This is a genomic window from Ruegeria sp. S84, from assembly GCF_056583445.1.
Genome location: NZ_CM152618.1, coordinates 1,313,223 through 1,333,864, shown reverse-complemented (window position 1 = coordinate 1,333,864; position 20,642 = coordinate 1,313,223). Strand labels below are relative to the sequence as shown.

The 20,642-nt window shown below is 55.4% G+C and carries 22 protein-coding genes and 1 tRNA gene; 15 read left to right on the top strand and 8 right to left on the bottom strand.

What is annotated here, in order from left to right; genetic code table 11:
* Positions 1-70: 70 nt before the first annotated feature.
* From AC1DFB_RS06770 to AC1DFB_RS06760, 3 genes are all read right to left on the bottom strand, one after another.
* Positions 71-406 (bottom strand): DMT family transporter, encoded by a 336-nt coding sequence (locus AC1DFB_RS06770; protein ID WP_480453698.1) that lies wholly within the window; start codon positions 404-406, stop codon positions 71-73.
* Between the two features lie 390 nt (positions 407-796).
* Positions 797-1,042 carry a hypothetical protein gene (locus tag AC1DFB_RS06765; protein WP_170393030.1) on the bottom strand — a complete coding sequence of 82 codons (246 nt, stop codon included), beginning with the start codon at positions 1,040-1,042 and terminating at the stop codon, positions 797-799.
* Complete coding sequence (locus tag AC1DFB_RS06760; RefSeq protein WP_008758207.1) at positions 1,042-1,695, bottom strand: alpha/beta hydrolase; 654 nt, start codon at positions 1,693-1,695, stop codon at positions 1,042-1,044. The genes AC1DFB_RS06765 and AC1DFB_RS06760 overlap by 1 nt, the downstream gene beginning before the upstream one ends.
* Before the next feature lie 178 nt (positions 1,696-1,873).
* Between AC1DFB_RS06760 and iscR the strand changes: the two genes are divergently transcribed.
* From iscR to AC1DFB_RS06710, 10 genes are all read left to right on the top strand, one after another.
* The gene (iscR, locus tag AC1DFB_RS06755; protein WP_170393031.1) at positions 1,874-2,332 is read left to right on the top strand and encodes a Fe-S cluster assembly transcriptional regulator IscR; all 459 of its coding nucleotides are present in this window, start codon (positions 1,874-1,876) and stop codon (positions 2,330-2,332) included.
* Positions 2,333-2,386: 54 nt separating this feature from the next.
* Positions 2,387-3,430, top strand: coding sequence for a cysteine desulfurase family protein (locus tag AC1DFB_RS06750; protein WP_480922375.1), 1,044 nt, complete (start codon positions 2,387-2,389; stop codon positions 3,428-3,430).
* Between the two features lie 18 nt (positions 3,431-3,448).
* Positions 3,449-4,969, top strand: coding sequence for a Fe-S cluster assembly protein SufB (gene sufB / locus AC1DFB_RS06745; RefSeq protein WP_170393033.1), 1,521 nt, complete (start codon positions 3,449-3,451; stop codon positions 4,967-4,969).
* Positions 4,969-5,172, top strand: coding sequence for a hypothetical protein (locus tag AC1DFB_RS06740; RefSeq protein WP_480922374.1), 204 nt, complete (start codon positions 4,969-4,971; stop codon positions 5,170-5,172). The genes sufB and AC1DFB_RS06740 overlap by 1 nt, the downstream gene beginning before the upstream one ends.
* A 51-nt stretch (positions 5,173-5,223) precedes the next feature.
* On the top strand, positions 5,224-5,979 hold the full coding sequence (sufC, locus tag AC1DFB_RS06735; protein WP_170393035.1) for a Fe-S cluster assembly ATPase SufC: 756 nt from the start codon (positions 5,224-5,226) through the stop codon (positions 5,977-5,979).
* The gene (sufD, locus tag AC1DFB_RS06730) at positions 5,979-7,259 is read left to right on the top strand and encodes a Fe-S cluster assembly protein SufD (RefSeq protein ID WP_480922373.1); all 1,281 of its coding nucleotides are present in this window, start codon (positions 5,979-5,981) and stop codon (positions 7,257-7,259) included. Before sufC ends, sufD begins: the two co-directional genes overlap by 1 nt.
* The gene (locus AC1DFB_RS06725) at positions 7,259-7,744 is read left to right on the top strand and encodes a YIP1 family protein (RefSeq protein WP_170393037.1); all 486 of its coding nucleotides are present in this window, start codon (positions 7,259-7,261) and stop codon (positions 7,742-7,744) included. Before sufD ends, AC1DFB_RS06725 begins: the two co-directional genes overlap by 1 nt.
* Positions 7,741-8,307: a Yip1 family protein gene (locus AC1DFB_RS06720; RefSeq protein WP_480922372.1), complete on the top strand. Its 567-nt coding sequence runs from the start codon at positions 7,741-7,743 to the stop codon at positions 8,305-8,307. The genes AC1DFB_RS06725 and AC1DFB_RS06720 overlap by 4 nt, the downstream gene beginning before the upstream one ends.
* A 13-nt stretch (positions 8,308-8,320) precedes the next feature.
* Complete coding sequence (locus AC1DFB_RS06715; protein ID WP_480771451.1) at positions 8,321-9,541, top strand: cysteine desulfurase; 1,221 nt, start codon at positions 8,321-8,323, stop codon at positions 9,539-9,541.
* A 57-nt stretch (positions 9,542-9,598) separates the two neighbouring features.
* A tRNA-Arg gene (locus AC1DFB_RS06710) sits at positions 9,599-9,675 on the top strand.
* Positions 9,676-9,803: 128 nt separating this feature from the next.
* Here the strand turns inward: AC1DFB_RS06710 and mepK are convergent.
* Positions 9,804-10,373, bottom strand: coding sequence for a peptidoglycan L,D-endopeptidase MepK (gene mepK, locus AC1DFB_RS06705; protein WP_170393040.1), 570 nt, complete (start codon positions 10,371-10,373; stop codon positions 9,804-9,806).
* 345 nt (positions 10,374-10,718) lie between these two features.
* On the opposite strand from mepK, the gene AC1DFB_RS06700 reads away from it, so the two are divergent.
* Genes AC1DFB_RS06700 through AC1DFB_RS06685 form a run of 4 tightly spaced genes read left to right on the top strand, consistent with a single transcriptional unit; the run spans position 10,719 to position 14,953 of the window.
* On the top strand, positions 10,719-12,320 hold the full coding sequence (locus AC1DFB_RS06700) for a L,D-transpeptidase family protein (RefSeq protein ID WP_480922371.1): 1,602 nt from the start codon (positions 10,719-10,721) through the stop codon (positions 12,318-12,320).
* A gap of 34 nt (positions 12,321-12,354) precedes the next feature.
* A complete protein-coding gene (gene lpxD, locus AC1DFB_RS06695) occupies positions 12,355-13,446 on the top strand; it encodes a UDP-3-O-(3-hydroxymyristoyl)glucosamine N-acyltransferase (RefSeq protein WP_480922370.1) in 1,092 nt (363 codons plus the stop codon).
* A 32-nt stretch (positions 13,447-13,478) separates the two neighbouring features.
* A complete protein-coding gene (locus tag AC1DFB_RS06690) occupies positions 13,479-13,736 on the top strand; it encodes an acyl carrier protein (RefSeq protein ID WP_170393043.1) in 258 nt (85 codons plus the stop codon).
* A gap of 8 nt (positions 13,737-13,744) precedes the next feature.
* The gene (locus AC1DFB_RS06685; RefSeq protein ID WP_480922369.1) at positions 13,745-14,953 is read left to right on the top strand and encodes a beta-ketoacyl-[acyl-carrier-protein] synthase family protein; all 1,209 of its coding nucleotides are present in this window, start codon (positions 13,745-13,747) and stop codon (positions 14,951-14,953) included.
* 52 nt (positions 14,954-15,005) lie between these two features.
* Here AC1DFB_RS06685 and AC1DFB_RS06680 read toward each other — a convergent pair whose 3' ends face one another.
* Positions 15,006-15,605, bottom strand: coding sequence for an invasion associated locus B family protein (locus AC1DFB_RS06680; RefSeq protein ID WP_170393045.1), 600 nt, complete (start codon positions 15,603-15,605; stop codon positions 15,006-15,008).
* 441 nt (positions 15,606-16,046) lie between these two features.
* Between AC1DFB_RS06680 and AC1DFB_RS06675 the strand changes: the two genes are divergently transcribed.
* Positions 16,047-17,594 carry a helicase HerA-like domain-containing protein gene (locus AC1DFB_RS06675; protein WP_480922368.1) on the top strand — a complete coding sequence of 516 codons (1,548 nt, stop codon included), beginning with the start codon at positions 16,047-16,049 and terminating at the stop codon, positions 17,592-17,594.
* 29 nt (positions 17,595-17,623) lie between these two features.
* On the opposite strand, the gene AC1DFB_RS06670 is transcribed toward AC1DFB_RS06675, so the two are convergent.
* From AC1DFB_RS06670 to AC1DFB_RS06660, 3 genes are all read right to left on the bottom strand, one after another.
* The gene (locus AC1DFB_RS06670) at positions 17,624-17,836 is read right to left on the bottom strand and encodes a hypothetical protein (protein ID WP_480438555.1); all 213 of its coding nucleotides are present in this window, start codon (positions 17,834-17,836) and stop codon (positions 17,624-17,626) included.
* Positions 17,837-18,063: 227 nt separating this feature from the next.
* Positions 18,064-19,377 (bottom strand): branched-chain amino acid ABC transporter permease, encoded by a 1,314-nt coding sequence (locus AC1DFB_RS06665; RefSeq protein ID WP_480922367.1) that lies wholly within the window; start codon positions 19,375-19,377, stop codon positions 18,064-18,066.
* Positions 19,374-20,384, bottom strand: coding sequence for a branched-chain amino acid ABC transporter permease (locus tag AC1DFB_RS06660; protein ID WP_170393049.1), 1,011 nt, complete (start codon positions 20,382-20,384; stop codon positions 19,374-19,376). The genes AC1DFB_RS06665 and AC1DFB_RS06660 overlap by 4 nt, the downstream gene beginning before the upstream one ends.
* Positions 20,385-20,642: the final 258 nt, after the last annotated feature.

The following is a 20,642-nucleotide window of genomic DNA, read 5'->3' as shown; positions in this document are numbered from 1 at the left end:
TCAGCCTTTGAACGGGAAGTTGCCGCGCGCATAACGCGGCGCGACAAAATATACCAGCCCTAACCGGCGGTCAGTGGCCCGCTGTAGCTGAAAACAGGTGGATGATCAGAATGCCGCTCAAAATCATGCCCAAACCCAAGACTGCGGGCCAATCGAGTTTTTGGCCAAAAACCAGAAATCCAATCAGTGCGATCAGGGCAATACCAAGGCCCGACCAGATTGCATAGACAATGCCCACAGGCATGACCTTTAACGTGAGGGCCATAAGATAAAAGGCCGACCCATAGCCAACCACGACAAGAGCCGACGGCCAAAATCGCGTAAACTGATGGCTAGCCTGCAACGCAGTCGTGCCGATGGTTTCCGCGATAACAGCCAACATTAGGATTAGGTAGGTCTTTGGCACGAGCGATGCCTCTCTGAATTATCGCGAAAGGTTGAGCATATTTGCGATCATTTGGGCAAGGGGATTCACATGCAGATGATCAAAACCCTAACTTTACCAAAGGTCAGGTAAACCCGACTATTCGGGCTTTTGCATTCGTGCTAAACACTCGATTGTTTTTAGTGTGTTTTTAATGAGTTTGATAAGATGACGACTTTTGCAAAATCGGTCATTATCGTTTCGGTTTTGATTGTGGCGTTGGGGTGGCTTGCAGACGGGGGGTCCGTCGACATTGATGCAGCCCAGAGTGTTGAGCGGTTCACAGGTTTTCCGGTTTAGGCGCCCACCGAGCGATATCCTCGAAAAGGAGCTTTCGGGCTCCTTTTCTTTTCTTCAGACGCTAAGAAATCTTTACTGCTTTTCGATCGCTTTCAGCTTGGATCGATGTTCAGACAGTCTTTTCACCACGAATTGCCGCGCCTTGCGTTCCGCCAGCCTAACCCGGATTTCGGTCAAGAACGCTTCTTCCAGAGATTGCGAGGCTGCACCGAGAACGTCTCCAACCTCCACAAAGAATCGATCCTCGCCCGTCTCGTCCATAACCTTCATCGTGTCCTCGGCCAATCTGGCGGCGAGGGTAGTGATGGTGTCGGACATCAGCGCGTATTCTCTGTCAGGCGGCGTTTCACGTAATCCGTCACATCTGTCATCAGCGTGTCCATGTGGCGGTCTTGGAAGAAGTGATCGGCACCTTCCACCTCATTATGGGTGATGGTGATACCCTTTTGTTCATGCAGCTTTCCGACCAGAGACGCAGTGTCTGCAGGTGGTGCCACACGGTCCGCCAATCCGTTGATGATCAAGCCAGAAGACGGGCAGGGTGCCAGGAACGAAAAGTCGTACATGTTTGCGGGCGGCGATACACTGATGAAGCCAGTGATCTCGGGGCGGCGCATCAGAAGCTGCATTCCGATCCATGCACCGAACGAGAACCCAGCGACCCAGCAATGCTTGGAGTTGTTGTTCATCGACTGAAGGTAATCCAGCGCTGATGCTGCATCGCTCAGCTCACCTACACCCTGGTCATACTCGCCCTGGCTGCGACCAACGCCGCGAAAGTTAAAACGCAGAACCGTGAAGCCCATGTTGTAAAAGGCATAATGCAGGTTATAGACCACCTTGTTGTTCATGGTCCCGCCAAATTGTGGATGCGGGTGAAGCACGATAGCGATCGGTGCGTCTTTTTCCTTTTGCGGGTGGTAGCGGCCTTCCAGGCGGCCTTCGGGTCCGGGAAAAATCACCTCGGGCATGTGTGCTTTGGTCCTGTTTTTTGACGCGTCGGCCCCGAGATTATCTTGACGGTAATCCTCAGGTACCTTAGAACGGTTCTAATTACATTGTGTCGCGTGAAAACGCTGTCAGTGGGAGATACGCACTGGCTCGGGCGACGTCAATGTTTTCGCGCAGTTCTTGCCTGAAGGAAACAAAATGAAGCTGTCGACCAAAGGCCGCTATGCGATGGTTGCGCTGGCGGATATCGCCCTTCAGTCCTCGGACAAACTTGTCACGTTGGGCGAGATTTCCGAACGTCAGGATATTTCACTGCCGTATTTGGAGCAGCTTTTCGTGAAACTGCGCCGAGCTGATCTGGTCAGTTCAGTACGCGGACCGGGTGGGGGCTATCGCCTGGCGCGACCTGCCTCGGAAATCCGTGTGGTCGAGATACTGGCCGCGGTTGATGAGACGGTGGATGCGATGCACAAGGGGGCAGGTGCCTCGGGCGCGTCTTCGGGCAGCCGGGCGCAGTCACTGACCAATCGGTTGTGGGAAAGCCTGAGCGCGAATGTTTACGTATTCCTGCATCAAACGCGGCTGTCGGATGTAATTCGGAATGATCTTGCACCGTGTCCCGCTGTTCCCAGCTTGTTCGCAGTCGTGGACGATTGATCTGATGACGTTTTTCTGTGTTCCGTCAAAACCCATCTTGGAAAAGATACATCTATGAAACGGGTTTATCTCGACCATAACGCAACCGCCGCTCTGAGGCCCGAGGCCCGCGATGCAATGATCGCGGCGATGGATTTGCTGGGCAATCCGTCCTCGGTCCATGCCGAAGGGCGCGCCGCAAAAGCGGTGGTCGAGAAAGCGCGCGCTCAAATCGCAACAGCGTTTGGGGCCGATGGTGCCGACATCGTGTTTACATCCGGCGCGACTGAGGCAGCGGCTTTGGCCATGGCGGGGCGCGATCTTCAAGGCGCAACGATTGAACATGACGCGGTAAGGGCCTGGATTGATGAGGTTTTGCCTGTGGCCCAGAGTGGGCACGTTGACGTTCTGGAGGCGTCTCGATCCACGCTGCAACTGGCCAATTCGGAAACCGGGATTGTTCAGTCTTTGCCTGCCGGTCTTGCGGTCACTGACGCGACTCAGGCTTTTGGTAAGTTGCCGATAGCCTTCAACTGGCTGGGGGCTGAGATGGCGCTGATTTCAGCCCACAAACTTGGCGGGCCAAAAGGGATCGGGGCGTTGGTGATGAAACGCGGCACCGATCTTGCTGCGCAAATCAAGGGCGGCGGGCAGGAGATGGGGCGTCGCTCGGGCACAGAAAATGTCACTGGAATCGCGGGGTTCGGAGCAGCAGCTGAAGCCGCGTCCCGTGATTTAGCAAATGGCGTTTGGGAAAACGTTGCAGAACTTAGAAATATTCTAGAAAACGCTCTTGAGGCTGGTACGAAAGCTACTATTTTTGTCGGGAAAGACCAAAGGCGACTCCCCAACACTCTGTGCTTCGCCACACCGGGATGGAAGGGCGAGACACAGGTCATGCAGATGGATTTGTCAGGCTTCGCGATCAGTGCGGGCTCGGCCTGTTCCAGTGGCAAGGTTCGTGCAAGCGCCGTACTGACGGCCATGGGATTTGATGAGATGACGGCATCCAGCGCAATCCGCGTATCGCTGGGGCCAGAGACGGCAGAAGAAGATGTGCTGCGTTTCGCGGAAACGTGGCTTGAAAAAGAGAAAAAGCATCGCGCGCGGGCCGCGTGATCTGACGGAGGGTGAATTATGGCCGCTTTGGACCAGACCCAGGTGAAAGAGGGTGTCGATCAGGAAACCGTAGACGCGGTTCGCGAGGTCAGCACTTATAAATACGGCTGGGAAACTGATATCGAGATGGAGTATGCGCCAAAAGGCGTGAATCCCGATATCGTTCGTCTGATCTCGGACAAAAATGATGAACCTGAGTGGATGACCGAATGGCGTCTGGCCGCGTTCGAGCGCTGGACCCAGATGGAAGAGCCTAAATGGGCGATGGTGCACTACCCGCCGATCGACTTTCAGGACCAGTATTATTATGCCCGTCCGAAATCGATGGAAGATAAACCCAAATCTCTTGATGAGGTCGATCCCAAACTTCTGGCGACTTACGAAAAGCTGGGTATCCCTTTGAAAGAACAGATGATCCTGGCAGGTGTCGAGGGCGCTGAGAATGCACCGGCAGAAGGCCGTAAGGTTGCGGTTGATGCAGTATTTGACTCGGTTTCGGTCGGGACGACTTTTCAGGAAGAGTTGAAGAAAGCCGGTGTTATCTTCTGCTCGATTTCCGAGGCGATCAAAGAGCATCCGGAACTGGTCAAGAAATACCTGGGGACGGTCGTACCGGTCTCGGACAATTTCTATGCCACGCTCAACTCGGCTGTATTCTCGGATGGTTCATTCGTCTACGTCCCGCCCGGCGTGCGCTGCCCGATGGAACTGAGCACATATTTCCGCATCAATGCAGAAAATACCGGCCAGTTTGAGCGCACGCTGATCATCGCCGACAAGGGCTCTTACGTCTCGTATCTGGAAGGCTGCACCGCGCCCCAGCGCGACACCGCTCAGTTGCACGCGGCGGTTGTCGAGATCATCGTCGAAGAAGATGCCGAGGTGAAATACTCGACCGTTCAGAACTGGTTCCCCGGAGATGAGAATGGCAAGGGCGGGATCTACAACTTCGTGACCAAGCGCGCCGATTGTCGGGGTGATCGCTCCAAGGTGATGTGGACGCAGGTCGAAACCGGCTCAGCCGTAACCTGGAAATACCCGTCCTGCATCCTGCGTGGCGACGATAGCCAGGGTGAGTTCTACTCGATCGCAATCACGAACAACATGCAGCAAGCCGACACCGGCACCAAGATGGTGCATCTGGGCAAGAACACCAAGTCGCGGATCGTATCGAAAGGGATCAGCGCCGGTAAGGCGCAGAATACCTATCGTGGTCTGGTGTCGATGCATCCAAAGGCCAAGGACAGCCGCAACTATACGCAGTGCGACAGCTTGCTGATTGGCGACAAATGCGGGGCGCATACGGTTCCGTATATCGAGGTGAAGAACAACTCATCTCGGGTCGAGCACGAGGCGACGACATCAAAAGTGGATGACGATCAGCTGTTCTATTGCCGTCAGCGTGGCATGGACGAGGAAGAAGCCGTGGCCTTGGTCGTCAACGGGTTCTGCAAGGACGTTCTGCAGGCGCTGCCGATGGAATTTGCGATGGAAGCGCAACAGCTTGTGGCAATCAGCCTTGAGGGATCAGTCGGCTGATGACACCAAAACCCCAACAGCGAATCCGAAAGGACGATGTCCTGACCGTGCTTGGCTATGCGTTGCCGGTGCTCGGCGGCCTGTTGGGGGTTGCTTACGTCAATACCAAGTACATGGACTTCATAAACCCGGTTTGGGCAGTGGGCGCAGGCGCGTTGCTTGGATGGATCATCGCCCGCGTGATCCGCAAGGTGCTGGAATAAGAACTTATCGGGGTCGCAATGCGCCCCTTGCGAGATGCTAAAGGACAGAAAATGCTGGAAATCAATAACCTGCACGTCAAACTTGAGGAAGAAGACAAGCAAATTCTGAAAGGGGTCGACCTGACGGTCGAGCCTGGCAAGGTGCATGCGATCATGGGGCCCAATGGCTCGGGCAAATCAACGCTCAGCTACGTGTTGTCTGGTCGTGATGGCTATGAGGTGACCGAGGGCGGCGCGACGCTTGATGGCGAGGATCTGCTTGAGATGGAACCGGAAGAACGTGCAGCCGCAGGTGTGTTTCTGGCGTTCCAGTACCCGGTCGAGATTCCCGGTGTGGGCAACATGACCTTCCTGCGCACCGCCGTGAATGCGCAGCGCAAAGCACGTGGCGAGGAAGAGCTGTCGGCGACGGATTTTTTGAAAGAGGTTCGTGCCAAAGCCAAGGCGCTGAAAATCGACGCTGAAATGTTGAAACGTCCGGTCAATGTTGGCTTTTCGGGTGGTGAGAAAAAGCGCAACGAAATCCTGCAAATGGCGATGCTTGAGCCGAAGATGTGCATCCTGGATGAGACAGACTCGGGCCTTGACGTGGACGCGATGAAACTGGTGGCCGAGGGCGTGAACGCGTTGCGTGATGAGGGGCGCGGGTTCCTTGTTATCACGCACTATCAGCGGCTTCTCGATCACATCAAACCTGACGTGGTTCACATCATGGCGGATGGTCGTATCGTGAAATCCGGTGGTCCCGAACTGGCGCTGGAAGTTGAAAACAACGGCTATGCCGACATACTGGCCGAGGTGAACTGATGGCTTTGCCCCAAGCAAAACAGACAGCAACCGAGGAACGGCTGGCAGCGCTGACCATGCCGGATGCGGGATGCACACGCAAAGCGCGCGAAGCCGCAATTGCACGTGTACGCGCGATGGGTTTGCCCAGTCGTCGAGATGAATACTGGAAATATACCCGTCCAGACACTCTGGTCTCTGCGGAAGCTCCCAGTGCTGCTTTGTTCAAAACGGATGAACCGGCTCTGTTCCACGCGCTCGACCGACTGAAGATCGTTTTCATTGATGGCGTATTCAGCCCGGAAGAGTCTGATGATCTGTCTCTGGAGGGTGTAACGATCGATCGGCTGGAAGATATCTGTTGCAAAGACATCCATTGGGCCAAAGAGTTATACGGCGTTCTTGAAGCAAAAGGCCAAAATCCAGTGGCGCGTCCCTTGGCGGCGCTGAACACGGCCTATGCGTCAGATGGAGTTGCCATTCATGTATCCGGCAAGCCGAGCAAACCGATTAACCTGATTTATCGCCATGAATCTGAAACGTCGGATGCAATCCTGCATCATGTCGTTCGGGTTGAAAGCGGTGCCGAAGTAACGATCCTTGAAAACGGACCCGCAGCTTCGCGCTTCAACAAATGTATGGAGATCGATATCGCCGACAATGGTACACTGCATCACATCCGTGCGCAGGGCCGGGATCATCAACGTCGTGCGGCGACTCATATGTTCTCGCGGCTTGGTAAAGCATCCGTCTATAAATCCTTCACGCTGACCGTGAACGGAGTTTTGACGCGAAACGAGCAAGTCGTCGAACTGACGGGTGACGATGCGGTCGCTCACGTGGCGGGTGCGTGTGTTGGAGACGGTGATTTTCTCCATGATGACACGGTCTTTGTCACCCATGATGCGGTGAATTGCGAGAGCCGCCAAGTGTTCAAGAAGGTGCTTCGCAATGGTGCGACGGGTGTTTTTCAGGGCAAGATCTTGGTGAAGGAAGGTGCCCAGAAAACCGATGGTTACCAGATCAGCCAGTCGTTGCTTCTGGACGATGACAGTCAGTTCCTCGCCAAACCCGAGCTTGAGATTTACGCCGATGACGTTGCGTGTTCGCACGGTTCGACCTCGGGCGCCATCGATGAAACGGCTTTGTTCTACCTGCGCTCCCGTGGCGTCCCAACGGCAGAAGCAACCGACATGTTGACACTGGCCTTCCTAGCTGAAGCCGTTGATGAAATCGAGGACGAGGATCTGGCAGCTGATATCGTGTCCCGATTGCAAGATTGGCTGGCACGCCGCCGCTGATGCCTGTCACAACTGATATCGTGGCCACGTATCGCGGACCGGGGCGTGTGGTGCGTCGACTGCTTGATATGGGGCCGCGCGAGGATCGCGCATTGGCGTTTGTGATGGCGTTCTGTGTAATAGGCTTTATCGCACAGTTGCCCGGCCTTGCACGGAGGGCTCATCTGGAAGGGATAGAGCTGAACATGCTGATGGGCGGGGCCCTGTTGGGCTCGGTCTTTATTCTGCCATTGTGCTTTTATCTTCTTGCTTGGCTCACCCATTTCATCGCGCGGATGATGGGGGGCGTTGGCACCAGCTATGGCGCGCGGCTAGCCTTGTTCTGGGCGCTTCTCGCGTCAGCGCCTTTGGTGTTGCTGAATGGGCTGGTGTCCGGTTTCATCGGCCCCGGGTCAGCGCAAACACTTGTGGGGCTGTTATGGGTTGCGGTTTTTCTCTGGTTCTGGTTGTCGGGCCTCAAGCAATCGCAAAAGGCTGCTAAATGAAATCCACCGCACTGCTCAACCTGGTCGTTCTGACCCTGTCCAATCCAGCCGAAGCCGCAAGACGATTGCTCGCGTTGCGGCTGGGTACGGAGGTACTATGGCTCGCCTTTTCTCTTGCGGTGATCCTGAACGCTCTGGTCCAGTCTGCGTCCAGCTTCGTCCTGCCGCTTATCAGTCCGGATGTTCAGCAACTGGCTGAGCCACTATCGAGGACGCTTTTTGTTTCCGTTGCGGCAATCATGATCAGCGTCGTGACGTTCCTATTAGTGGGCCGCGTCCTGGGTGGAACGGGAACGTTCAATGACTTCATGACGCTGATTGTCTGGTTGCAAATCCTGCAAATTGCGGGGCAAGCAATCATTCTAGCGCTGGTTGCAGCGCTGCCGTTTCTATTCTTACCGGCCAGTCTGGCGATGCTGGGTCTTAGCCTTTACATCACCTTGCATTTTCTCAACGAGGCGCATCGATTTCAGTCGTTGGGAAAATCGTTTGTGGTGATCCTGATCTCTGGTCTTGTGGCCGTCCCGTTTGTTCTTTGGCTGATCCCCGCCGGGTCTGTATAGGGAAGTCCTGTCTATGTATGACGTACAAAAAATCCGCGCAGATTTTCCGATCCTGTCACGTCAGGTCAACGGAAAGCCGCTGACTTATCTAGACAACGGGGCCTCCGCGCAGAAACCCCAGGTAGTGATCGACGCGATCACGCAGGCCTATGCGCACGAATATTCGAACGTGCATCGAGGGCTTCACTATCTGTCAAATCTCGCGACCGAGAAATATGAGGCCGTCCGTGGCACGGTTGCGCGGTTTCTGGGCGTATCAAACGAGAATGAGATTGTCCTGAATTCGGGTACGACCGAGGGAATCAATTTGGTCGCCTACGGTTGGGCAATGCCACGCCTGCAGGCGGGGGACGAGATTGTCCTCAGCGTGATGGAACATCACGCCAACATCGTGCCGTGGCACTTCCTGCGCGAACGGCAGGGCGTGGTGCTGAAATGGATCGACATCGATGCGACCGGCCATCTTGACCCTCAGGCGGTAATCGACGCCATTGGCCCCAAGACAAAGCTGGTTGCGGTGACCCAGTGCTCGAACGTGCTGGGCTCTGTGGTTGATGTCAAAGCAATCACGCAAGCCGCCCACGTCAAAGGCGTTCCGGTTCTGGTGGATGGCAGCCAGGGCGCGGTTCATATGCCCGTCAATGTCGATGACATCGGATGTGACTTCTATGCCATCACGGGTCATAAACTGTACGGCCCATCCGGTTCTGGCGCAATTTTTATCAAATCGGACCGCATGGCTGAAATGCGCCCCTTTATTGGTGGCGGTGACATGATCAAAGAGGTTTCAAAAGATCAGGTGATCTACAACGATCCGCCAATGAAGTTCGAGGCCGGAACCCCCGGCATCGTGCAGACCATCGGGTTGGGTGTGGCGCTTGACTATATGATGGACCTTGGCATGGAGAGCATCGCATCGCATGAGGCCGGCTTGCGCGACTATGCGATGCAACGGTTGAATGGATTGAACTGGCTGCAGGTTCAAGGCACCACAGCGAACAAAGCCGCGATATTCAGCTTTACTTTGGATGGGGCAGGGCATGCCCATGATGTTTCAACCATTCTGGACAAAAAGGGTGTCGCCGTGCGCGCAGGCCACCACTGCGCCGGGCCGCTGATGGACCATTTGGGGGTCACTGCTACCTGTCGTGCCAGCTTTGGGCTTTATAACACGACTGATGAGGTCGACACTCTGATCGATGCGTTGGAGCTTGCCCACGATCTGTTTGCCTGATCGTACTGCTGATTTGCAGTTGCACCCGGATTGGAACGAGGGTAGCTAACGGCCAAGGCACCTGTAGCTCAGCTGGATAGAGCGCTGCCCTCCGAAGGCAGAGGCCAGAGGTTCGAATCCTCTCAGGTGCGCCATTTCACCCTTGCTAGTCGTCATATTACGCAGAACTGACGGTGCACGAACCTGTTTTTCCAGGCAAAACAAAACCCCCGCCAGAACTATCTGATGGGGGTTGTGCAACAGCGAAAGATGAAATGCTCGATTAGCCGCGCCACGAGCGGATGACACCGCAATCCATGTGAACGAAATTCGAACGATAGTACTGTCCAACGCCACCGGCACGACAGGCCATCGCTGCTTTACCCATTTGCGAGACCGAGCGTGATGACAGTCGCAGATCAGCAGCCTGACCCTTCATATGAAGCGAATTCTTGGCAACACCCCGCGAGCGGCGGCGCAGCATTGCGTTGGTTTGCGGCGAGCGGTAACCCGACAGCAGCATGTAGGGTTCGCTGACATCCAGAAGATTGTGGGTGGCAGCCATGATGTCGATGGTCCTCAGGTCCACGGACTTGACTTGATCGCTGCGCCAGTCGCGCATGAAGTGGTTGACCTCTTTCACCGCGTCTTTGATGTATTTGCCATCAACCCAATAGACCATATCGATACGTTCACCGGTACGGCCGGAATACATGCGGATACGGCGAATATCACCTCCGCCGCGAAGGAAACCTGCTGCGTTGGAATATGTGGGGGCTGCAACAACTGCGGTTGCGGCGAATGCGCCCAATAGGGCACGCCGGGTCAGGCCCGAGGTACTGCTCTTGGTCATTTTTTGTTTCGTCCCGTACTGTTCCTGCCTGCACACGATGTTACGCGCGCCGTATTAATTTTTTCCCATCCCAGATGCGGGATTTATGGCACAGTAGGATTCAACAGCCAAGAAATCTTTGGTCGCAGTCAAATCAAGGGGGAAATTTCGGCAGTTTTTTGCGCAACTGATGCAAGTATGCTTGCTTTTGGCGCAGTTCGCGCGTCGGCGATGCAAACGCGCACCAGGGGTCAAAGAAGCGGTCTGGTGATGAATTTGTGAATAGACATCAGGCGCTCAGCAAAACATTATTTTCAGACGCCGCTTATAGGGCGTGACAAGTCATTGAAGAAACAGGGCCATCCTATGTCATTTGTTACCCGTGCTCGATCAAGTGTTTTTATCGCCGCTTTCCTTGTGGCTTCGGCCTCAGTCGCGCAGGCGGGGACGGATGGCACAGCGTTTCAATTGGCCGTTGCGGAAAGTGTGTCCAACAGCCCGGCAATTGCTGAGTTTTATCGCACAAACGGGTTTGATCCGGTTTGGGTTGGCGATACGCCCGAACATTCTGCACGACGCAAAGCCCTGATCGAAGCGCTTTCGACGACCGATCTGCATGGATTGCCTGGGGCACGTTACGACGTCCAGACTTTGAAGACAAAGATGCAGGACGCGCGCAACACCCGTGATCTGGGCATGCTCGAGGCCGAGCTGACTCGGGTTTTTGTCAAATATGCCAGAGACTTGCATTCCGGTTCTGTAACGCCTTCGCAGATTGATCCCGGCCTAGTGCGGGCGGTGGAACGACGCAGCGCCGCAGAGCATCTTGAACTGCTCGTTTCCAGCCAGGGTGATACCTATTTCAGGGATATGATGCCTCAATCGCGCCAGTATCTTGCGCTGTTGAAACAGAAGAAGGCGCTGGAAGCGCTGATGACACAAGGTGGCTGGGGCGAGACCGTTCCTGTCTCCAAGCTTGAGCTTGGGGACACAGGGAACAGTGTCATCAGGCTGCGCAATCGACTTGTCGCGATGGGTTATCTGAAGCCTACTGCCAGCCCAAACTATGATGATGCGCTGTTTGCGGCGGTGCAATCCTTTCAGGCTGCTCATGGTCTTGAGGCGGATGGCGTAGCTGGCAAAGGCACTATTTCCGAGATCAATCGCCCAGTTTCAGACCGCTTGAAAGCTGTTTACGTTGCGCTTGAACGGGAGCGCTGGTTACCCAAAGACCGTGGTGAGCGGCATATTCTGGTGAATCTGGCTGATTTTTCTGCCAAGATCGTCGATGACGGGCAGGTCACGTTTGAGACTCGTGCCGTGATCGGCAAAAACACACATGATCGCCGCAGCCCAGAGTTCTCGGATGAGATGGAGCATATGGTGATCAACCCAAGTTGGTATGTGCCACGCTCGATCATCACGAAGGAATATCTGCCGCAATTACGGGCCAATCCAAATGCTGTCGGCCATATCCAGATCACCGACCGCCGTGGCCGTCAGGTAAATCGTGGAGCGGTTGACTTTACCCAGTTCACTGCGCGTAATTTCCCGTTTTCCATGCGTCAGCCCCCGAGCAAAAGCAACGCACTTGGGCTGGTGAAGTTCATGTTCCCTAATAAGTACAACATCTATCTGCATGATACGCCTCAGAAATCTCTGTTCGCACGCGAGGTTCGGGCATTCTCTCATGGATGCATCCGTTTGGCGCAACCGTTCGAGTTTGCCTATAAGCTGCTGGCCAAGCAGGAAGAGGATCCAAAGGCGTTTTTCCACCGCGTGCTGAACACGGGCAAAGAAACGAAGGTTGAACTGGATAAAAAAATTCCGGTGCATCTGATTTATCGCACGGCCTATATTGGCCCCAAAGGCGAGGTGCAGTATCGCCGCGACGTGTATGACCGGGATCGCAAGATCTGGGAAGCGCTGCAAAAGGCAGGGGTGGTCCTGCCGGACGTTCAAGGGTAATCACGAGGCAAATCCCGCCACGAGGACGCCCGACATGCAGTTTACCGTTCAACAAATCGCCGATTCCCTGGGGGTCGTCGCAGAAGGCCAGACTGGCCTGACCATCTTGCGGGCAGCCGAGCCGGGAGATGCCGGGCCAACCGATCTGGCCATGGCGATGTCGCCAAAATATGCTGAAGCTTTGGAGACCGGTTCAGCACGGGCCGCGGTTTTGTGGGATGGCGCGGACTGGAAAGCACTGGGGCTTGAGGCCGCCATTTTTGTGCAACGCCCCCGCATGGCGATGGCAGGGATCACCGCGATGCTGGATCGCGGGCAGGGGATTGCGCCGGGAATTCATCCATCGGCTGTCATTGATGAAACCGCCGAGATCGGGGGCGACGTATCGGTCGGCCCGCTTGCTGTTATCGGTGCGCGCGCGCGCGTCGGCGCGGGTTCGGTTATCGGCGCGCATTGCGTGATCGGTATGGATGCGTCGCTTGGTGAAAACGCTCTGCTGCGCGAAATGGTCAGCATCGGTGCGCGGGCTCAAATCGGTGATCGCTTTATCGCGCAGCCGGGTGCCCGTATCGGCGGGGACGGTTTCAGCTATGTCACACCAGAAGTCTCGGGTGCCGAAAATGCGAGGAAAACTCTGGGTGATCAGGGGGGTGCAAAGGCGCAAAGCTGGTTGCGCATCCATTCGCTGGGTGCGGTCGAGATTGGCGATGACGTCGAGGTCGGCTCGAACTGCACTGTCGACAACGGGACCATACGCAATACTGTAATCGGAAGTGGATCGAAACTGGATAATCTTGTCCACCTGGGACACAACACCCGAGTCGGGCAGGATTGTTTGTTATGTGGGCAAACCGGCGTTTCTGGTTCGGTCGAGATTGGTAATAACGTAGTACTGGGTGGTCAGACTGGTGTTGTCGATAATATTTTCATCGGTGATGGCGTGATTGCCGGTGGCGGCACCAAGATTCTGTCAAATGTTCCTGCTGGGCGCGTGATCATGGGCTACCCGGGCATTAAAATGGAAAGCCATACCGAGATATATAAAGCCCAACGTCGTCTGCCCCGATTGTCGCGCGACGTCGAGGCGTTGAAAAAGGCTGTTTTCAAACAGCCTTCAAGTGATTAAATCATCCCCAAGGCGAAAATCAGGGGATCGAGATGAGCATCAGCGACCGCGTCATAGCAATCATTGCCGAACAGGCCGTGCTTGAGCCTTCGGATGTGACGCCCGACAGTACGCTCGAAGAATTGGGCATCGATAGCCTGGGTCTTGTTGAGAGTATCTTTGCCATCGAGGAAGAGTTCGATATCACCGTGCCCTTCAACGCAAACGAGCCCACATCCGGCGATTTCGACATTTCGAATGTGACAGCGATCATTGCGGGTATCGAAAAACTCGTGTCTGAAAAGGTCTGACCGCTGGTATGAAACGCGTCGTCATTACGGGTGCTGGCACCATTAACGCGTTGGGCCATTCCGTCCCCGACACTCTGGAAGCCATGCGCGAGGGTCGTTGTGGTATCTCCGACCTTGAGTTTCGTGATGTGGATCGCCTGTCGATCAAGATCGGCGGTCAAGTCCGGGGTTTTGAGGCCGAGGGCCGTTTCAACCGCCAACAGATGACGCTGTATGATCGGTTCACGCAGTTCACGTTAACCGCCGCCAAAGAAGCGATCGATCAATCCGGTATCGTATTCTCGGGTGACACAGCCGCGCGGTCGGGGGTGGTGCTGGGAACGGCCGGTGGTGGCGTCTCCACCTGGGATGACAACTACCGCTCGGTTTACGAGGATGGTAAAAATCGCGTGCATCCTTTTGTCGTGCCCAAGCTGATGAACAACGCGGCGGCCAGCCACGTTTCAATGGAGCACAACCTCAAAGGCCCTAGCTTTACAGTATCAACAGCGTGTGCGTCTTCGAACCATGCGATGGCGCAGGCATTTCAGATGGTGCGCAGCGGGGCAGCGCCCGCAATGGTGACCGGTGGCTCGGAGTCGATGCTGTGCTTTGGGGGCGTCAAGGCATGGGAAGGGCTTCGCGTCATGTCAAAAGATGCCTGTCGGCCCTTTAGCGCAAACCGAAACGGGATGGTGCAAGGCGAAGGTGCGGGTGTTTTTGTGTTCGAAGAATACGAACACGCGCGCGCGCGCGGAGCAGATATCCTGAGCGAGGTCGTGGGCTTCGCCATGTCCTCGGACGCGGCCGACATAGTTATGCCGAGCAAACAGGGTGCAGCACGGGCCATGGCCGGGGCGCTATCGGATGCACGGCTGAATGCAAGCGATGTGGGTTACATAAATGCCCATGGGACCGGCACGGCTGCAAATGACAAAACCGAATGTGCAGCCGTTGCTGGTGTGTTTGGTCCGCACGCCGACGATCTGATGATTTCGTCAACAAAGTCCATGCACGGACACCTGATCGGCGGTACCGGCGCAGTTGAGCTATTAGCCTGTATCATGGCCCTGCGCGACGGGGTGATCGCCCCGACCATTGGCTATGAAGAGCCCGACCCCGAATGCGCGCTGGATGTGGTGCCAAACGAGGCGCGTGAGGCGAAAGTTAATGTCGCCCTTAGCAATGCTTTCGCCTTTGGTGGGCTGAACGCCGTTCTTGCGTTGAAGCGTATATGAAGAAGCCGCCGTGTTATCACGGCGGCTTTCTTATTCGATGCTTTTGCGGGGCTTAGTTTATGGAAACGTTCAGTCCGTCAAAGCCTGCTGTGAAGCCAGACAAAGACATGTCCATATTCAGAACCTGATCTGGCAGGCGCGCAGGAACCAGCGACAGCACTGCCTTTTGGCCTGATTTCATCGCGTCGATATCACCCTGTGTCAAACCCAGTTGCGCCACGCAGCCAACTGGAATGCAGTGGTGATAATTGTAAAGCTTGCGCGGTGCCCCATCGATCGACATAGCCAATTGCGCCTGCAGCAGGGTTTCGAGCGGTACAACAACATTCGCCCAAGCAACAGCGGCACCGCCTTCGGGCAGTTTTCCGATCGAAACTTCGGCAATCGGATCACCCTGTTGGTTATTGAGGATCTGAACCATCGCGCAGGGATCGTCTTCGCCTTCGGTTTTGATGCAGGAAATATTCCATTCACCCGTTTGTTCTTTGACGTATTGCTCGCCAACACGGGGACCGGATTCACCCAGATCCAGATCGCTGCCAACTTCGGCTTCAGCACCGGCTTCAGGTTGCTGTGTGGTTTCCTGCGCAAATGCCGTTCCGCATAACAGCGCTGCGGCCGCCACATTAAAAGGGACAAGTTTCCTGATCATGAATGCCTCATCTAACTGATCCAGTTTTTTGTTTCCTCTATCACCGCAATTCAGTGGTGTCAGGGTAAATCCGAATTCCAGACCGGGAATTGATCGTTTTTTGCCGAAATGCGTGGGAAACACCGCGATCTGCAACGAAAAAGGGAGCCGGTGGAGCGGCTCCCTTCCTGAATATTTTCTCCCCGTCGGACTGGCCGACTTAGTTATGCGCAGACGTTACGAAAGGGGAACCCGTTGGTCAACTCCTAACCCTAAAAAACTATTCTTGCGTCTTTCGGTTTTCGTAGAATTTAAAAAAAAGCCGTGCCCAAAGGCACGGCCAGTCGACAGGGAGGAAGTTTGCCCCCGCAGCCAAGCCACGAGAAGCAACATTTACTCTCGCAGCGAAAGGTTAACTTTGTATGCTTGCAGCAGATCGGTAGAATTCGGGACAGATTTTCAATGGACAACAAGATCTTCGTAGGCGGTGGTGGCGACGGCTATTCAGTGGCACAGGGGCTGTCGCTGAAATATGCGAACCGCCATGGCCTGATTGCTGGTGCGACCGGTACGGGCAAAACGGTTACGCTGCAAATTCTGGCTGAAGGCTTCTCACAGGCGGGGGTTCCAGTGTTTCTGGCCGATGTGAAAGGTGACTTGTCTGGGCTGGCGCTGCCTGGAAGCGAAACCCACAAATTACACCAGGCTTTTTTGGATCGGGCCGAGAAGATCGGGTTCGGCACATTCTCTTACGCCGCGTGTCCAGTCACGTTCTGGGATCTGTTTGGCGAGCAGGGGCATCCGGTCCGAACCACAGTGACAGAGATGGGCCCACTGCTACTATCGCGACTGATGGAGCTGAGCGAGGCGCAGGAAGGCATTCTGAACATCGCCTTTCGGGTCGCAGACGAAGAAGGCATGCCGCTGCTTGACCTGAAAGACCTGCAGGCATTGCTGGTCTGGATAGGCGAGAAACGTGCCCAACTATCGCTGCGCTATGGCAATGTCTCGACATCTTCGATCGGTGCTATTCAACGCCGCTTGCTGGTTCTGGAAAATCAGGGCGGTACCAATCTGTTTGGCGAGCCTGCGTTGGACCTGGCCGACCTGATGCGGACAGATGCGAACGGGCAGGGGATGGTGAACATTCTGGCCTCTGACAAGCTGATGGGCTCTCCGCGTCTGTACGCGACTTTCCTGTTGTGGCTGCTTAGCGAATTGTTTGAAGAACTGCCCGAAGTGGGGGACCCTGAAAAACCGAAGCTGGTGTTCTTCTTTGACGAAGCGCACTTGCTGTTCGAGGACGCCCCCAAGGTGCTGGTGGACAAGGTCGAGCAGGTGGCGCGCCTGATCCGATCAAAGGGCGTTGGAGTTTATTTCATCTCGCAGAATCCGGCAGACATCCCGGAAGATATTCTGGGTCAGCTGGGCAACCGAGTCCAACATGCGCTGCGAGCCTTCACCGCGCGCGACCGCAAGAATCTGCGACTTGCTGCTGAGACCTATCGTGAAAACCCAACTTTCGATACTGAGACCGCAATCCGAGAGGTGGGCGTGGGCGAGGCCGTGACCTCGATGTTGCAAAAGAAGGGTGTTCCGGGCGTGGTCGAGCGCACTTTGATCCGGCCACCGGGCTCTCAACTTGGTCCGATTACCAAAGCTGAGCGTCAGTCGGTGATCAAAGCTTCGCCGATGGATGCAAAATACGGCAAGCGTATCGACCGCAAATCGGCGTTTGAGATTCTGCAGGCGCGCGCGGATGCTGCTGCGAATGCGGCGGAACAGGCGGAATCCGACGAAGTTCTGGAACAGCAGAGCCCGGCAGAACGCGAATATGCCTCGGCCCGAAGGTATTCGGGCAACCGCGTTGGGCGATCGTCTTCTCGTCTTTCGCGCAAAAAGGATACCTTCGCCACAGCCATGAGCGAGGCCGTGATCAAAGAACTGAAAGGAACAACTGGCCGCCGCATCGTCAGGGGCATACTAGGCGGCTTGTTCCGCAATCGCTAGAATCCGGAGTGCGGCGCGCGCCCATATTGTTATCGATTAAGCCGACGCAGGCCTTCCTGTCTGCAATAATTATCCGCCTCGGGCACCGACATTTTGGTGGCCGGAAAATCGATTGCGCGGTCCCAGGTGACGCGGTCCTGGCGGTAAAGCTGACAGGTCACAACACCTTTGGGCGTCTGGACCTTGACCGGGGTGGTCTCCAATTGTTCAGGTGAGGGAATACACGCTGATAGCGTTGCCATCAGCGGGATTCCGATTGCGAAAACTCTGAGTGGTTTAATCATTGCGACTACGGTGCTCTCATCTTGGTTAACTGTCAGATCGTTACAACTCCGCACCAAACAAACATGGTATGGGGCACAGCGCGATGTGGTGGATCACGATACACCGATTTAGAGCGTTCTGACACGCCGCACAATAAAACGCACCGATTAACGGTGCGTTAGGGGAATTTCGCAGGAAATTTTGCTTATTTCTCGGGGATCAGCCCTCTTGGACTGAATCTGAGAACAATCAAAAGAATCAGCCCCATGGTGAACAGGCGCATATGTGCGGCGCTATCGATCAGATGCGTCTTAAGTGCGCTGCCGTCAGGCATGCCTGAGGTTATCAGGTTCATCAGCCACAGGCCCATGGGTTCAACCTGAACCCACAGGAACCAGATCAGGAACGCTCCCAGTACGGCTCCGAAATTGTTGCCCGACCCGCCGACGATCACCATGACCCAGACAAGGAAGGTAAAGCGAAGCGGGTTGTAAGTGCCCGGCGTCAGCTGCCCGTCCAAAGTGGTCATCATCGCACCGGCGATGCCGCAGATGGCCGAGCCCAGAACAAAGATCTGTAGATGGCGGCGTGTGACATCCTTGCCCATCGCCTCGGCGGCGACTTCGTTGTCGCGGATGGCGCGCATCATGCGGCCCCAAGGGCTTTTCAACGCCATCTGAGCCATCCACAGCAGCACTAGGAGCACGATCAGGAACAGCAAAGAGTAGCCCAGCTTGACGGAAAGCGTCGAGGCAGTAACCGGATCCAGCCCGAACCACTCGGCCCTTGCAAGGAAAGTTGGGTCTTGCTGCAATTCAACTTCGTAGCCAACCACCGGTGAAGGACGTGGAATGCCGTAGACGTTCTTGACCCCACGTGCCAGCCAGTCCTCGTTTTTCATGACGGCGATGATGATCTCGGCGATACCAAGTGTGGCAATTGCCAAATAGTCCGAGCGCAGGCCCAGCGCCGTTTTTCCGATCAGCCAGGCGGCACCTGCAGCCAAAAGCCCCCCGGCAGGCCAAGCGAATAGGACAGGAAGGTTCAAACCGCCGATATTACCAGCGACAGCAGGGTCAATCGCTTCGATCGCAGCTACGTTGGGATCAAAAATTGCGCGGTAAACAAAAAAACCTACGACCAGAATACCGATGATTGCAAAGGTTTGTGTGCGTCCCTTTGGCATTATTTGGGCCACCATCACAGCTGCAACCACGGTTGCTGCACCCATCAAAAGCGACAGGATGACGCCATACCCGCCACCAGACCAGGCGCCGGGGGTTGGGGGTGTCGAGACCAGCACAACCGCCAGCCCGCCCAGCGCGACAAAGCCCATGACACCAACGTTGAAGAGGCCAGCAAAGCCCCATTGCAGGTTGACGCCAATCGACATGATGGCCGAGATCAAGCCCATGTTCAGGATCAGGATTGCGGCGTTCCAGCTTTGGGTGAATCCGGTCAACAGGATGAGTGCGCCGACGACCACGAAAAGCAGCGTGTTTTTGACGGGCTCGCTCATATCACTTTTCCTTTGAACAAGCCGGTTGGCTTAAACAGAAGTACGATCAGCAAAATGGCAAAGCTGACAGCGAATTTGTAATCGGTGGACAGGAACTGCACCAAACCTGACGGCTCCAGATTTTCAGGTGCCAGATAGGTGAGCACTTTCTTCCACGCGTAGGTGATCGTCACCTCAGAAAACGCGATGATGAAACCGCCTGCGATGGCTCCCAGAGGGTTTCCGAGGCCACCCACGATAGCCGAGGCAAAGATCGGCAGCAAAAGCTGGAAATAGACAAATGGCTTGAAGCTTTTGTCGAGGCCGTAAAGCACGCCCGCAGTGGTCGCCAGCGCGGCAACGATGATCCATGTGATCATCACCACGCGCTCGGGGTTGATACCGGACAGCAACGCAAGATCCTCATTGTCAGAATAGGCCCGCATTGATTTGCCGGTGCGCGTTTTGTTCAGGAACCAGAACAACAGCGCCACGGCGACAACCGCCACGATCACCGTGATGCCCTGGGAGGTCTTGATAGCCAGCCCTTCACGCAGCCCAGTCATCGCCTTGAAATCTCGCGCCGAGACGATGAAACGCGCTCCGTCCGAGAACCTTTGGTCATCCGGACCGATGATGAAACGAACCAGCCCGTTCATGATGAACATCACGCCCATCGAGACGATCACCAGAATGACCGGTTTGGCCTTCTGTTCCCGATAGAAGCGATAGACCAACCGGTCGGTGATCAGCACCAGAACGATACAGCCCAGAATGGCAAAGGGCAGGGCGAGCAGAGCCGTTGGCAACGGCCCGAAACTGACGCCTGCGGCTTGCAGGCCCCAAGTGACCAGCACCGCGATCATCGCGCCAAAGGCCATCGTATCGCCATGGGCAAAGTTAGAAAACCGCAGGATGCCGTAGATCAGCGTCACCCCCAAAGCGCCCAGCGCCAACTGGCTGCCATAGGCGATTGCGGGAACAAGAACGAAGTTGGAGAGCGCCACAAGGGCGTTGAGAAAGTCCATTAGTTGTCACCTCCAAACGCAGAGCATTGCCCATGCCATTGGGAGACTACAAACTCACCAGCGATTGACGTATGTCGAGAATGAACTGCCGCGCCGTTCTGCAAAATCGAAGTCGATTGAACTACACCAGTTCCGAGAGGTTCCACGAATGAGTGGGCAGTATCACCTACTAACGGCATGACTTGGACAAGATCTACGTTTCCTTGCATGAAAGCTTGTCCTTGTTCATCGATGAAAAATGTCAGGTCCATATTCTTC